The sequence below is a fragment of the Parafrigoribacterium mesophilum genome, from assembly GCF_039652555.1.
GTDB classification, from domain to species: domain Bacteria; phylum Actinomycetota; class Actinomycetes; order Actinomycetales; family Microbacteriaceae; genus Parafrigoribacterium; species Parafrigoribacterium mesophilum.
In genome coordinates, this window is record NZ_JBDJAF010000001.1 from 426,377 (window position 1) to 440,687 (window position 14,311).

The 14,311-nt window shown below is 63.8% G+C and carries 16 protein-coding genes; 14 read left to right on the top strand and 2 right to left on the bottom strand.

The window, feature by feature from the left end; all coding sequences use genetic code 11:
- Positions 1-135 precede the first annotated feature (135 nt).
- A complete protein-coding gene (locus ABFX56_RS02140) occupies positions 136-720 on the top strand; it encodes a DinB family protein (RefSeq protein ID WP_346231632.1) in 585 nt (194 codons plus the stop codon).
- Between the two features lie 279 nt (positions 721-999).
- Complete coding sequence (locus ABFX56_RS02145; protein WP_346231634.1) at positions 1,000-1,974, top strand: NAD-dependent epimerase/dehydratase family protein; 975 nt, start codon at positions 1,000-1,002, stop codon at positions 1,972-1,974.
- Between the two features lie 69 nt (positions 1,975-2,043).
- Here the strand turns inward: ABFX56_RS02145 and ABFX56_RS02150 are convergent, their stop codons facing one another.
- Positions 2,044-2,733, bottom strand: a complete 690-nt coding sequence (locus ABFX56_RS02150; protein ID WP_346231635.1) for an alpha/beta fold hydrolase — start codon at positions 2,731-2,733, stop codon at positions 2,044-2,046.
- A 197-nt stretch (positions 2,734-2,930) separates the two neighbouring features.
- Positions 2,931-3,344, bottom strand: a complete 414-nt coding sequence (locus ABFX56_RS02155) for a GNAT family acetyltransferase (RefSeq protein WP_346231636.1) — start codon at positions 3,342-3,344, stop codon at positions 2,931-2,933.
- 226 nt (positions 3,345-3,570) lie between these two features.
- Here ABFX56_RS02155 and ABFX56_RS02160 point away from each other — a divergent pair, with 226 nt between their 5' ends.
- From ABFX56_RS02160 to ABFX56_RS02215, 12 genes are all read left to right on the top strand, one after another.
- The gene (locus ABFX56_RS02160; RefSeq protein WP_346231637.1) at positions 3,571-4,248 is read left to right on the top strand and encodes a hypothetical protein; all 678 of its coding nucleotides are present in this window, start codon (positions 3,571-3,573) and stop codon (positions 4,246-4,248) included.
- Positions 4,249-4,254: 6 nt separating this feature from the next.
- Positions 4,255-5,427, top strand: coding sequence for a M23 family metallopeptidase (locus ABFX56_RS02165; protein ID WP_346231638.1), 1,173 nt, complete (start codon positions 4,255-4,257; stop codon positions 5,425-5,427).
- 55 nt (positions 5,428-5,482) lie between these two features.
- Positions 5,483-5,791 (top strand): DUF6112 family protein, encoded by a 309-nt coding sequence (locus tag ABFX56_RS02170; RefSeq protein WP_346231639.1) that lies wholly within the window; start codon positions 5,483-5,485, stop codon positions 5,789-5,791.
- A 130-nt stretch (positions 5,792-5,921) separates the two neighbouring features.
- Positions 5,922-6,206 (top strand): DUF6112 family protein, encoded by a 285-nt coding sequence (locus ABFX56_RS02175; RefSeq protein WP_428834419.1) that lies wholly within the window; start codon positions 5,922-5,924, stop codon positions 6,204-6,206.
- 30 nt (positions 6,207-6,236) lie between these two features.
- The gene (locus ABFX56_RS02180; protein WP_346231641.1) at positions 6,237-7,625 is read left to right on the top strand and encodes a TrbL/VirB6 family protein; all 1,389 of its coding nucleotides are present in this window, start codon (positions 6,237-6,239) and stop codon (positions 7,623-7,625) included.
- A gap of 15 nt (positions 7,626-7,640) precedes the next feature.
- Entirely contained in the window at positions 7,641-9,101 is a 1,461-nt protein-coding gene (locus ABFX56_RS02185; protein ID WP_346231642.1) for an SCO6880 family protein, read from the top strand.
- A 21-nt stretch (positions 9,102-9,122) separates the two neighbouring features.
- Positions 9,123-9,566: a hypothetical protein gene (locus ABFX56_RS02190; protein ID WP_346231643.1), complete on the top strand. Its 444-nt coding sequence runs from the start codon at positions 9,123-9,125 to the stop codon at positions 9,564-9,566.
- Positions 9,567-9,606: 40 nt separating this feature from the next.
- On the top strand, positions 9,607-11,109 hold the full coding sequence (locus tag ABFX56_RS02195; protein WP_346231644.1) for a VirB4 family type IV secretion system protein: 1,503 nt from the start codon (positions 9,607-9,609) through the stop codon (positions 11,107-11,109).
- 40 nt (positions 11,110-11,149) lie between these two features.
- Entirely contained in the window at positions 11,150-11,314 is a 165-nt protein-coding gene (locus ABFX56_RS02200) for a hypothetical protein (protein WP_346231645.1), read from the top strand.
- The gene (locus ABFX56_RS02205; protein ID WP_346231646.1) at positions 11,311-13,080 is read left to right on the top strand and encodes a type IV secretory system conjugative DNA transfer family protein; all 1,770 of its coding nucleotides are present in this window, start codon (positions 11,311-11,313) and stop codon (positions 13,078-13,080) included. The genes ABFX56_RS02200 and ABFX56_RS02205 overlap by 4 nt, the downstream gene beginning before the upstream one ends.
- A 71-nt stretch (positions 13,081-13,151) precedes the next feature.
- A complete protein-coding gene (locus ABFX56_RS02210) occupies positions 13,152-13,691 on the top strand; it encodes a single-stranded DNA-binding protein (RefSeq protein ID WP_346231647.1) in 540 nt (179 codons plus the stop codon).
- A gap of 7 nt (positions 13,692-13,698) precedes the next feature.
- Positions 13,699-14,283, top strand: coding sequence for a hypothetical protein (locus ABFX56_RS02215; RefSeq protein ID WP_346231648.1), 585 nt, complete (start codon positions 13,699-13,701; stop codon positions 14,281-14,283).
- The last annotated feature ends 28 nt before the right edge of the window (positions 14,284-14,311 follow it).

Sequence of the window (14,311 nt, forward strand, 5' to 3'; positions counted from 1 at the left end):
CCGCAACTGCCCCGCCGCGCTCGTACGGTTCACCGACGCGACCAACTGAACCGTTGCGCGAGGGTCCCCGTCACCGTTCCGCTTGCGGGACACTGCGCCATCATGGGCGTCAGTCCCGGTGATAGCGTGTCCGACATGGACGGAACCGATCCAAAAGCAGACCTTCAACGTTATTTGGAGGCCGCTCGAGAGGCCTTGCTGTGGAAGTTGGACGGACTCTCGGAATACGATGTCCGCCGCCCGTTGACCCCGACTGGAACTAACCTCCTAGGGCTGATCAAACACCTGGCCGGATGTGAACTGGGATACTTCGGTGAGGTCTTCCATCGTCCGTTTGACGAACCACTGCCCTGGTCCCAAAACGACGCCGAGCCGAACGTGGATATGTGGGCGAGGGCCGACGAGTCCCGAGAGCACATCACCAGACTGTACCGACGGGCGTGTGCGCACTCGGACATCACGATCAGAACATTGCCGCTTGACGCGATCGGCGGTGTTCCGTGGTGGCCCACCGACAGGAGCAAGGTGACACTGCACCAAATCCTGATCCATATGATTGCTGAGACTCATCGGCACGCCGGACATGCGGATATTGTTCGCGAGCTCATCGACGGAGCCGCCGGGCTTCGAAAAGGCAACGAGAACTTACCGTCGGTGGATCGGGATTGGTGGGACGACTATCGACGCATGCTGGAGCGTGTGGCACGCGAAGCTGGCTGATCCTGACGAGCGTGCGATAGACCGGTCAGCAGGTGTCTGGGACAACAAGTCGCCCAATGGTCGCGCCTTCTAGGGACTGTTCGGTCAACGATCCCGAATGGTGAACAAACTCGACCTCATGAACCAAACGCCCGGTCGTTGCCGTGGGCGGTTTCGCATGCGGTCAAGTTCCGTATCGCAGGATCACTGCCATCTCGCATCATGACAGTCGCGGACACGCTCTGCGCTTAGGGCGAACCCTTCGCCTTTTCGGTTCACTGTTGCGATTAACTGAGCGTCATGACACGCACACTCATTCTTGGCGGGACGGCATGGCTCGGTCGCGAGATAGCCGAGCGGTTGGTTACCAGAGGCGAGGACGTGACGTGTCTTGCTCGCGGCGAGTCCGGAGAGGTTCCGAGCGGGGTGACTTTCGTCCGTGCCGATAGGCGACATTCTGGTGCCTACGATGCGGTCAAGGGAAGCGACTGGGACGAAATAATCGAGCTCACGTACGAGACCGACCTCGTCACCGGGGCGCTTGACGCTTTGGCCGATAATACGCAGCATTGGACACTGATTTCGTCCGTCTCCGTGTACGCAAGCAACACCGAACCGGGCGCCGATGAAGACGCCGCCCTGGTAAACCCGACCGACCCCGATGATTACGCGCACGCCAAAGTCGCCGCCGAACGGGCCACGGCCGAGGCAATCGGCGATCGCGCGCTCATCGCGAGACCGGGCCTTATCGCTGGTCCCGGCGATACCAGCGACCGGTTCAGCTATTGGGTATCGCGACTGGCCCTGGCCTCGGATGAGCCCGTTCTCGTTCCCGATGTCAATGATCGTGTAGTGCAGCTCATTGACGTTCGGGATCTCGCTGAGTGGCTCATCGCTTCTGGCCGCCGAGGACTCACCGGCATCTATAACGCCGTCGGCAGCGAACGCGATTTCTCGGCGGTGTTGCGTGCTGCCGCGCGGGTCGCGGGCCATGCCGGCGAACTCATCTCGGCCGATGACGACTGGCTAATTGCACACAACGTCAACTACTGGGCTGGGCCTCGCTCTCTGCCGCTCTGGCTTCCCCGCAGCGACGCCGGCTTTGCCCGACGTAGTCATAGCCGGTTCCTCGCCGCGGGCGGCACAGAGCGAAACCTGAAACAGACGCTCGAGGACGTGCTCGCGGACGAACGAACACGCGGACTCGGCCGGGAACGACGATCTGGCCTCACTCGAGAAGAAGAAAAGCTTCTCCTCGGCGAAATTAGCGGGTAGTCAGCGCAGGGCAGCGAGGTCTCCTGTATAAGGTTCCCCTTTTGGGACGATTGAGAATGAAGAGCAGCACTACCGCTCTGTCTGAAGCCATGTCAGAACTGCCTTGAGAAATTCGTCGGGCTCGGTTTCGTGGACGTTGTGTCCAGCAGGAATGGTGATAAGGGTGCAGTCCGGCACGAGTTCCGATACCTCGACGAGCAGGTCCTGCGGAATGTGGCTGGTCGGGCCGCCGCCCACAAGCAACGTGGGCGCGGTGATGTCAGGCAGGTGGGTCCACCAGCGGCGGGTGGGATCGTTCACCTGCTCGATGATCGCCGGGACGACGGCCCAGTCGAACGGGAGCGCACCCTCGGGCCGTTCGGGAACGGGCCGAGTGCGCGGGAACGGCGGCGGGGCGTCTTCGATGATCAGCCGCTTGATCCGCTCGGGCTGGGCCTGGGCAACCAGATACGCCACGGTGCCCCCCATCGAGTGGCCGACCAGTACGACGTCATGCAGGCCAAGGGCGTCGAGGACCGCGATCACGTCATCGCGCATAAGCTCGAAGGAGTAGGTCCCTGGCCAGTCGCTACCTCCGTGTCCGCGCAGATCAAGGTTCACCACCCGGAATAGCGGTGCGAGCCGCGGCGTGACCGAGTTCCAGTTGGTGGCCTGCTCTCCGAGAGCATGCAGCAAGACCATGTTCGGTGCACTCAGGTGACCCGAGAGCTGACACTGGATCCGGATTCCCCCGGAAAGGTCTACCGTTTGCGTGTCCACGAGCTAACCCTAGCGATGGACCACCATATCGACTCGATGATCGACGCTCAACGCCCGGTAGTCTGACCGAACCATCAACTCTCCCCGTTAGCCGAGGGGATCACGAGCCCGGTGTGGGATTCGCTTGCGGTGATCGTCTCGATGAATCGGTGAGCGGCCGGGTAGGCACCGCAAGCCGTTCCGCTTGCGGACGTTGTTTACTGGTTCAGCCACTTCGATCGCACGTGCACATCGGCGTCTTCGTAACCGAGATGGTCATAGAAGCTCAGCACGGCTGCATTGCTGGTGCGAATCATCAGTTGGACCTTGATTGCGCCGTGTTCGTGCAGCCAGGTTTCGCCGGCCGCCATCAACTGCCGTCCCAGCCCGGTGCCACGGTGGCTCTCACCGACGGCGAGGTAGTAGATCCAGCCTCGGTGTCCGTCGTTGCCGACCATGACGGTTCCCACAAGTTGCTCATCGTTGAAAGCACCGAGCACGGTGGATGTGGCCCCATGGAGTGCGCGTTGCAGATCCGTTTCCGGCGGATTCCACGGCCGGGTCAGTCCCGCCTGCTTCCACAGCTCAACCACCGCAGGGAAGTCAGCTGGAATCAGGTCTCGGATCTGCATAGCCTCAAGAATGTCAGAGCCGGACACCCACGAGACGCCTGACCGGCGGAGCGCTGCCGCACGCGGATCTGCCCCGCAGACCGTTACGCTTGCGAGACATCAGCAGCGCCATTTTTTGGCAACAGAACACCGCCACCATTTGACAAAAGCTACACGTGACCAGCCGGGCCAGCGCGTGCACCTTTCCAGTGATCAGCATCTGTTCTGCTGTCGGGAGCTTTCTGTCATGCCATCAAGTACCGGTCGCCGGCGCTTCCTCATCCTGGCCAGTGCCGCCGGGGTGATCTTGCCAGTACTGGCCGGGGTCGGGATCTACGGGCTGGTCGGCCAGCACCACAGCTATGCGAGCGTGCCGGACGACGCCGCTTCACCCACGAGCGATGCGCTATTTTCGGTCCCCGACGCGGACCTGCCGGTAGAAAGCCCTCCAGCGCTGCCGCACACTACCGACCCGGTACGGTACGCACGCGCGGTGGCCGCATCATTGTTCACTTGGGACACCAGGTCCTCACTGCAGCCACAGGACCACGCGGACCCCGTGATTGCCGATGCAGACCCGTCGGGGTACGAGACCAACGGGCTGGTCGCCGATATGAATGGCTATTTGCCGGCCGCCCAAATGTGGCAACAGTTGCGTCAGTACGCCACGACCCAGTGGCTGACCATCGACAAAACCTACATCCCGCACTCATGGAACGGCATTGCCGAAAGCGCCGGCGCCCACATCGATGAGGGCACGGCCGCAGTCACCATCGAGGGGACCCGGCACCGCGCGGGCATCTGGCAAGGCAACCCAGCAACCGCCGACTACCGGGTGTCATTCACCGTGTTTCTCGCCTGTACGCCGACGTTCGAACGCTGCCACACGCTGCGCCTGTCCCGACTCGACGCACCCCTCAAATAAGGCCATGTGTTCGATGTGTTCAAGAAGATCGCGATCGTCCTAGCGGCAGCACTGGTCTTATTGGGGCCATCTGGGATCGTGCTCGGGATCGGGGTCCTCATGAACTCTGCCGCCGCGTGCCTGACCGGTGGGAGCCTCACGCTCGGACCTATTCCCGACTCACTGGAGGCAACCACGGCCACCGGCCAGACGATCACACTGAACAAGACACAGTTGACCCATGCGGCAACCATCATCACCGTCGGTGGGGAAACTCTAGGCGTTGGCAGGCAAGGCGTGACCGTCGCACTAATGGCAGCACTAACCGAATCGTCACTGCGGGTGCTGACCAACCCCATCACCTACCCCGAGTCCGCAACGTACGAGAACGACGGCAATGGGGCCGATCACGACAGCCTGGGTCTGTTCCAAATGCGCCCTGAGGTCGGATGGGGCACAGTTGCGCATCTGATGGACCCGATCTATGAAGCTCGAGCGTTCTACGGCGGCCCTACCGGACCTAACTACCCCTCCCCACGGGGCCTGCTGGACATCCCCCGCTGGCAGCAGATGAGTGACGGTCAGGCCGCACAGTCGGTCGAACGCAGCGCCTACCCGTACCGATACGCAAACTACCAACCCGTCGCCGAGGCGATCATCGCCGCCCTCGTCCAGCCTGCCGCAGGCGGTTCGAGTAGCTCCAGCGGCGGGAGCCCCACGGTGCCGGAGACCACACGAGTGGTGTTCCCGCTGCCCTCCGGGACGTGGGTTGTCTCGGCGCTGTTCGGGCAGCGTGCCGACCCAATCACCGGGCATCCCGAGTTCCATGAAGGTACCGACTACGCCGCCCCCGCGGGCACCTCGATTCTTTCTGCCACCGATGGAAAGGTTCTGTACGCCGGCATAGACGGTGGTACCGGAACGATCAAGATCCTGAGCACCGTCGACGGGCGGCCGGTCTCCTTTACCTACCTGCACATGTACCAGGACGGCATCGAGGTCACTATCGGGCAGATCGTGGCAGCCGGTCAGCAGATCGGGCAGGTCGGCTCCTCAGGCCATTCCACCGGCCCGCACCTGCACTTCGAGGTCCGCCCCGGAGGGCCCGAGGCGCCGGCGGTGAATTCGGTGCCATGGCTAGCCGCCCACGGCGCAGCCTCGGAGAACGCGCCTAGCATCGACGCCTGCACCTTTTCCTAATCGACGGGACAGGTGGTCGCACCTGGATCGGTGACCCCCATTCACAGGAGCCCCTATGCCGCACCCACTCCTTTTTCCGCCGGACTCCGTTCTTACCACTACCGTGTACCCCAACTTCGGCGGCGTCGGCGGCGCCGGCCAGCTCGCCTCCATCGTCGGTGCCTTGTTGACCCTCGTCCTCATCGTCGCGGTGCTGCTGCTGATCGTCTGCGCGGTCACATGGGCCATCTCCAATTCACACGGCAATTACCAGGCGGCTACCCGCGCACGCACAGGACTGTGGGTCGCCGTTGGCGCTGCCGCCCTGGCCGGTGCCGGGGCCACGTGGGTGAACTTCCTGATCCACCTCGGCAGCAGCCTCTGACCAGCGTTGGCGCAGGCGGTGCACCTGCGGTGGTGAAGCTCGTCTGCTGCGGGTCATCATCTCGAAGGAATCAATCCCAATGCTTCTGAACCCCGCCACTTGTATCGCCCATTTCCTTGCAATCCATGTGATGGTGCCGGTGGATATCAGCATCACCCCGAACGAGAACGGCTTGCCGGGTATCGCGGCGTTACGCACGATCGTCGGGGCGGTGATGACCATCGGTCTGATCCTCTCGGTTCTGGCCCTGATCATCGCTGCGATCGTGTGGGGGCTTGGGGCGAACTCGTCCAATCCGCACCTAGCCAGCCGGGGCAAAGCCGGCGTGCTTATCTCGTGCGGCGCCGCCGTTATCTGCGGCGCATCGGTGACCCTCATCAACTTTTTCTGGCACATCGGCCAAGCCGTCTCTTGACCGACGATTCGAGTGTCGGGAGGAATCGACATGAGCGTCTGCGATGTACCGATCATCGCCAATGTCTGCACCACCGTCGGGGAAGGTGCCGCTTCTCTGGTGGCTGCACCGTTCGACTGGCTCGCCAATGCGATCGGGCAAGCCGCGAAGTGGATGTTCGAGGGCGTGTGGGCAGTCTTCGACAGCACCACCCTGGTCGACGTCGCCTCCCCCGGCTACGTCGCCGTCTACAACATCCTCTTCGGTGTCGCGATCTTCGTGATGCTGATCTTCTTCTGCCTGCAACTGATCACCGGCCTGATCCGCCGCGACCCGACCGCCCTGTCCAAAGCCGCCTTGGGTTTGGCAAAGTCTGTGTTGGGCTCATTCTTAGTCCTCACCCTGACCGGGACTGCGCTCGAAGTTGTTGATCAGCTGTGCATCGGGATCGTGCAGGCCACTGGCACGACTATGGCCGAGATGGGCGGCAAGATTGGGGTTCTGGCTGCAGGGCTGACCGCGATCAACCTCGCGGCTCCGGGGGTCGGGCCGATCGTGACGATCTTTCTCGCTGGCCTCGCCATTTCTGCGGCGGCTATCGTCTGGTTCTCCCTCCTGATCCGCAAGACGCTGTTATTGGTGGCGATCGTCATGGCTCCCATCGCCTTGTCCGGCGCATCGTGGGAGGCCACGCGCGGTTGGTTCGGGAAATGGGCTTCCTTCGTCCTCGCCTTGATCGTGTCGAAGCTGGTCATCGTCGTCGTGTTCCTGGTCGCGACCGCGCAAGTGTCGGCACCGATCGACTTCGATCTGGTCTCCATCAGCCAGCCGATCTCCGGGATTGTGTTGATGTTCGTCGCGGCCTTCGCCCCCTACATGGTCTATAAGTTCATTTCCTTTATGGGTTTTGACATCTATCACTCCATGTCGGCCGAACAGGAAGCCAAGAACTCCCTCAATCGGCCATTACCCATGTCCAACAGGCCGCCTGGCGGCGAGCCGAAGAAAATCCTCGATGGCGGCGGCACGCCGACATCCTCGGGAGGCGGGCCGCCGCCCCCCGGCGGCAGGATGCCTGCCACTTCTGCTGGCACAGACGGCGGACCGGCAGGGGCTGCGGGAACGACCGGGGTGGGGAGCTCGGGCAGCGCCGCGAGCGCTGGGACTGTCGGAGCCGCTGCTGCGGCAGGTGGGATCGCGGCCGTCGCGGGAGCGGAAGTCGTCGGTGCTGCCGCGACCGCCGGTCCCAAGCTCGGTGCCTCGGTGGGTAGTGCTGCCGATCAGTATGCCGGTCACGCTGCGAGTGCAACCCTGGGTCCGCCGCTCCCACCTGGCCACGGGGCTGCGGCCACACCATCGCTGTCGAGGCCGGCGCCATCGCGGGCAGTGTCCCCTATGCCGAAGTCCGCCAATTCGGCGCCTGAAAAACCCCGGCAATGAGAAAGGCGAGCATCCATGTCTCATTCTGATGCTGCGAGGCCCTTCGAGTTGTCGCCCGTCAAGTTCTCCCGGCTGACCCGCCGTGGGGTGATCCTGGGGTTCTCCCTGCCCCAAGTTGTCACCCTCGCCACAGCGGTTTTCGCATTCGTGGTCGCTTTGTATTCCGGTGGATTGTCACTACTGTGGTCCAGTCCCGTCTGGGCCACCGGCATGGTCCTGACCTGGCTTCCCCTCGGTGGACGCAGGACGGTCGAGTGGATCCCGGTCGCCGGGCATTGGGCCTGGCGGGTCGCCGTGCGGCAAACCCGGTACCGGCGTCGCATCGTCAATCTTCGGCCCGCCGGCACGCTCGCCTTGCCCGGCGATGCCGCGGCTCTGCGGCATTACGAGGACCCGGAAACCGGTGCGGTGATGGTGCACGACCCGCACGCCCAGACCCTAACGGCGCTGGTGGAGGTGACTCATCCGGCGTTCGTGCTCCTGGACCCAGGTGAACAGGAACGCCGTGTCGCGTCGTGGGGTCGAGTCCTGGGCACTCTGTGTCGGTCCGGGCGGATTGCCCGCCTGCAGATCCTGGAGCGCACGCTACCCGATTCGGGTTCCGTGCTCGCCCAGTGGTGGCAGGAGCACGGTACCGATGACGGCTCCTGGACCGCCCGCGTCTACCGGGAGCTGATCGGCCGCGCGGGCCCGGCCGCAGAACGCCACACCACCACCTTTTCTCTGGCCCTGGACATGACGGCGGCTTCGCGAGCGATCCGGACCGCCGGCGGCGGGCTCAAGGGCGCCGCAGCCGTCCTCCGGCAGGAAATGACCACCCTCACCACTGCACTCCGTACGGCCGATCTGAAACCGTCGGCCTGGTCCACTCCCAGCCAACTGGCCATCATGCTGCGCTCTGCCTACGACCCGGCCACCGCCGCAACCCTGGAACGTGCCGGCCGTCTTGGGCAGGACTTGGCGACGGCCGGACCGGTTGCTGTGGAGGAATTCTGGGACAGTCTGCGCACCGACAGTGCCCACCACACCGTGCTGTGGATCAGCGAGTGGCCGAGAGCACTCGTGTTTCCGGGGTTCCTCGCCCCGATTCTGCTGTCGACTGGAGTACAGCGGGCGGTGTCGCTGATCTGCACCCCGATCCGATCCGATATCGCCGCCCGCGACATCCGCAAGAAGAAGACCGAGTACATCTCCGACGCTGCCCAACGGGAACGGATCGGACAGATTGAGGATGCCCAACAATCTGCCGAATTCGCCGATGTGCTCCAGCAGGAAGTCGATCTCACCTCTGGCCACGGAGTCCTGCGTTACACCGGCCTCATCGCCATCAGCGCGCCTACCGCCAATGAGCTCGAGTCGGCCGTCTCCGAGATCGAGCAAGCCGCCATCCAGGCTTCCTGCGAAACCCGCCGCCTCGTCGGCCAGCAAGCGCAAGCCTTCACCGTCGCAGCCCTACCGCTGTGCCGAACCGTTTGAACCGTGAGGAGACACGCCACCATGCCCACATTCGAGAATCCGGCCGCCCACGCCGAAGGCGCCGATAGAGCACTTCGCGCTCTCGCTGATGCGATCTGGTCGATTACAGCGCCCGAAGATTCATACACGATATTGGGGGCATTGTCCTCCGGCATGGCAGCCCTGGAACAGTCGCTTGATCAGCTGGTCATCTGGCATGAACGCATGTCCTCTCGCGCGATAGACAAAACCGGCGATCGTGAAACAGGCGGGATATACGCGCGGGCCGCCGCCGCGGAATTGCTGGAGGCCATCGAACTGATCCACCGCAGCAACGCACGACTCGGCGTGGCATGGGGACTAAACGGACGCATTACCTGGCAACCGCTACCTCAGCATGCCTCGCCGAATCGCGCTATCAAATTGGCACCTTCGGAGCCGTTCAGAACCCCACCTGCTCGAGCGGCCGGCGGCCTCAGGCTGTGACCGCCGGATCGGCGGAACAGCAGCACGGAAGGACACCCGAATGAGTCACCGCACCCTATCGACCTTGCATTCGACCGCTCTGGTCACACCGGCAGGAGATCCACGCAGGCAACGCACTGCACGCCGCAAAGCCGCCCGCCGCATCCAATCCGACGACGCGGCGACACGAAAAACCAAAGCTAGGGTCAAACAAGCATCGGAGCGTGCCGAACGAGCCTTTACCAGTTACCTCCCGCGTGGTGGAGAGCCAGGCCAGGCGATGTTGCGGTCGTACCGGGGATTCCATCTGCCGCATCATCAAGACACCTCGGCGACCTTGGCCGGCGCGTATCCGTTCCTGGCCGAAGGGGGCCTGGGCAGCGAAGGCGTATTCGTCGGCCAGGACCTCTACTCAGGCGGCAGTTTCGTGTATGACCCGTGGGTACTCTACAGGCGCGGGTTCCTCACCGCCCCGAACTTAGTAATCGCGGGAATCGTAGGTGCTGGCAAATCCTCGCTCGCCAAAAGCCTGTACACACGATCGATTCCGTTCGGGCGCCGCGTGTATGTGCCGGGCGACCCGAAAGGCGAACACACCGTCGTCGCCGAGGCGGTAGGCGGCAAGGCCATCGTACTCGGCCACGGGCTGCACACCAGGCTCAACCCGCTCGACGAAGGACTACGCCCAGCCGGACTATCGGATGCCGGCTGGGCAGCCACTCTCGCGTCCCGGCGGCGCGACCTCATAGGTGCGTTGGCCGAGACGGTCCTGGATCGAGTGTTATCGCCACTGGAACACACCGCCATCGACCTCGCGCTCACCGCCACCGTTCGCACCGCCGACGTTCCAATCCTGCCAATGGTCGTCGACCGCATCCTCCGCCCCGACCACGACGCTGACGAACGACTGCAAGAGGACGGGCGGCTAGTCGGCCATGCGCTGCGCCGCCTGGTCGCCGGGGACTTACAAGGCCTGTTCGATGGCCCGTCGACCGTCACCTTCGACCCGTCCCTGCCCATGATCTCCCTGGACCTCTCCCGGGTCGCAGAGAACTCCACGCTTGTCTCCGTGCTGATGACCTGCAGCAGCGCATGGATGGAGTCTGCCCTACTGGACCCGAACGGTGGGCAGCGGTGGATGATATACGACGAAGCCTGGCGGTTGATGTCCCACCCCGCGCTGCTCCGACGGATGGACGCGCAGTGGCGAATGTCCAGGCATTACGGCATCGCGAACATGCTGATCTTCCACAAGCTCAGCGACTTGGACAACGTCGGCGACTCCGGCTCCGCGATGCGTGCTCTGGCCTCATCCCTCTTGGCGAACGCGGAAACACGGATCATCTACCGGCAAGCCTCCGACCAACTCGGCACCACCGCCCAAGCCCTCAGGCTCACCGGTACGGAGCAGCAGCTCCTGCCGGGGCTGGGAACTGGGCAGGGCCTGTGGCGGATCAAAGACCGCTCCTTCGTGGTTCAGCATCAACTCCACCCGGACGAGCTGGCCATGTTCGACACGACCGCCCGCATGACCGGACACAGCAGTGAACCGCCTCACCCGTGAGTTCCCCACTGACGCGGAGCCTCGAGGACTGCAGGTAGCAATGTTGCCCTCGGAGCCGGAGATCCCGGTAATGGTGGAACTGTCCGGGGATGGGATCCTCCCCGGCGATGAAATCGCCGTCGGCATCATCAGCTTCGCTACCCGACGGATGATTCTGTTCGGCCGGAAATCGGGCACCATCACGCTCGCCGGTGACGCACCGTGAATAGCGCTCGCCGCCCCGGCAACGATGCGCTAACCGACCTCGCCCTCGGCCTTCTCGCAACTTTGGTAGCACTGATTGGCACTTTCCGTCTGGCCGGCACCATCACCGCGTTCCTCACGGGGATTCGCCAGCCACGGGCCGGACTGGTTGCCGGCTTGGGCGTGCTCACCCACCCTCTTAATCCCGGCATCCCTCTAGGTGCGTCCGGGCTTAGCGCGGTCGCCTACTGGGGTGTCGTCGCGATCATGCTCACACTCGCCGGCGCCGCCGGCTGGTGGATTTGGCGCCTCATCCGCACCCACCAGCAGAACAGCGCGATGGAGCAGCGACGCTTAGACGGAACGGCCACCCCGGCCGAGATCGTCCGGGCCGCCTCCTCGAGAACACTCACCAAACGGGCCAAGACTCTGCGGCCCTCTTTGTCCAGAGCCGCGGCCTCGGACGTCGGCTACAGGCTCGGCACCTCCAAGGGAAAGCAGGTGTGGGCTACCGTCGAGGATTCAATCTTGCTCATCGGGCCGCCCCGCTCCGGCAAAGGTCTCCACATCGTCATCAATGCAATCTTGGATGCGCCCGGCGCGGTCATCACCACCAGCACCCGTCCCGACAACATCACCACCACGCTGAAGGCACGCGAGAAAGCCGGACCGGTCGCGGTGTTTGATCCGCAACAACTCGCGCCCGGTCTGCCCGTCGGGTTGCGCTGGTCGCCTGTCCGGGGCTGCGACGACCCGTTGACCGCGATGATTCGTGCCACCGGGCTCGCCGCCTCCACCGGGCTCGCTGGTGTCGGAGTAGAGAACGGGGGTTTCTGGGAAGGCAAAACCCGTACCGCCATCCAAGCCCTCCTACACGCCGCCGCCCTTGATAGCCGGGACGCCTGCGACCTGTATCGGTGGGCACTGAACCCCACTGCAGCCGCGGACGCCGTTCGCATACTCCAAACCAACACTCGCGCGGCCAGTGGCTGGGCTGATTCGCTGGACTCGATGATCGGCGCCGACCCCAGAACCCGCGACAGCATCTGGCAAGGCGTGGGCCTCGCCTTCAGCGCACTGGCCGACCCGCGCGTGCTAGATACCGTCACACCACGGCCAGGTGAAGCGTTCGACCCGGAACCCTTCTTCAACGACAACGGAACACTGTATTTGCTGGCGACCGGCGCCGGGGCCGGTGCATCCGCGGCCTTGGTCGCGGCGCTGATCGAAGACCTCATCGAAACCGCCAGGCGGCTTGCTGCCCGCTCCCCCGGCGCCCGACTCGACCCACCGCTGCTGCTCGCCCTGGATGAGATCGGCACCCTCGCACCGCTGCCGTCGTTGCCGATCCTGATGGCCGAGGGCGGCGGCACCGGAATCACCACCCTCCCGGTACTGCAGTCGTTGGCGCAAGCACGGCAAAAATGGGGTGAAAACCAGGCGAATGCGATCTGGGACGCCTCTATTGTGAAGATCATCCTCGGCGGCGCCTCCAACAGCCGTGACCTGCAGGACCTTTCCACCCTGGTCGGGGACCGCGACGAACGCACCGAAAGTGTAACCATCGGGGACTACGGCTCCCGCTCTTCGCAACGTTCCATACGCCGCGTCCCGGTAATGCCACCGGATGTTCTGCGTACGCTGCCGTTCGGCACCGGTGCGATCCTCATGCGCACCGCCCGGCCCATCATCGCTGAGTTGCGACCGTGGACCCGCCGCCCGGAGGCGAAGATGCTGCAATTGCAGCGGGCCGAAATCGAGGCCACACTGCGCTCCGGTGCCGGCTAGGGAGGTGATGCGCACCTTCCGTACAGGCCAGACCATCAACGCTATGGCCCCGACGTGAAGGAGTGAGCCTCATGGCTATCCATACCCAGCAGTCCTTGTCCGGCTTCATCGCCTCCGACCCGCAACTGTCGTTTACGGCTCATGGTGATGCCCGGTTCTACGCCAAGATCGGCCAAGAACATTACAGCCGCAACGACGACGGCACATTCACCCAGCTCGACAGCACCTTCCACGACCTGGTGCAGTACCGGCGCGCCGCGGAGCGTTCCTACGCGGCCTTCAGCAAGGGCGACAAGTTTATCGCCGAAGGTTACACGCGCGAGTACGACTACGAGTTCGACGGCCAGCCCCAGCACGGCGAGGAATTCGTCGCCAAGAAACTCGGCCACGACACCGCGCGCACCACCTACACCGTCGACCGCACCCACCATTCGCGAACGGCCGAGCAAGGCGACGGACTCGACGTCGGCAACGAGACTGTCGACAAGAAAATTCGGGCGGAGAATCGATCTCGTCCTCCCGTCGATTCAGTGCCCATGAGCAAACCAGCGCCGTTCGACGCGTCGCTCTCCGGGCGTGTCTCAACCAGCGGTCCGGCGGTCACACTCTGAGCCGGCCATGAACGACTTCGACGAATACATACCCGAGTTCGACGAGCCGTACTCCGGTGCTGACGAGTCGTACCCCGGCGCTGGTGGTGGGGCGGATGACAATGGACCAGCCGTGCCGGAGCCACTGCATCCGATCAATTGGGACCTGCTTGACGCCGACGATGCGGAAGCCGAATGGCTAGAGCTCAACAGATGGGTGAACTGGCTGCGCCACACCTATGGCCTCCCCACAACGATCATCCCGCCCTACTGGCATCGGCACCCAGAGCTAGTCTGGGAACTCTCCGCGTTGCACTTGCACTGGATCGGCACGTATGGCCCGAATCAAACCGGATCGGCACCCCTCGGCTGGCATCGCGACTTCGCCGATGCTCGTGAACGTCTGCGCGAGTGGGTCGCCGCTTCCGGCACCCGACTGGACCGCGACCGGCCTACTCGGCAGACATACTGGCCCGGCGAACAACCGATCGCAGAACCTGGCGAGACCGTCATCGCGAATCGCGACGAGAACTTCGTCCAGTTTGTGGCCGACGACGTGAGTAGGCGTCGACAAGCTGACACGGACTTCGAGGCACAATTCGATACACCGTAAATGGGGATCGGTGCGTCGGGGTAAGACA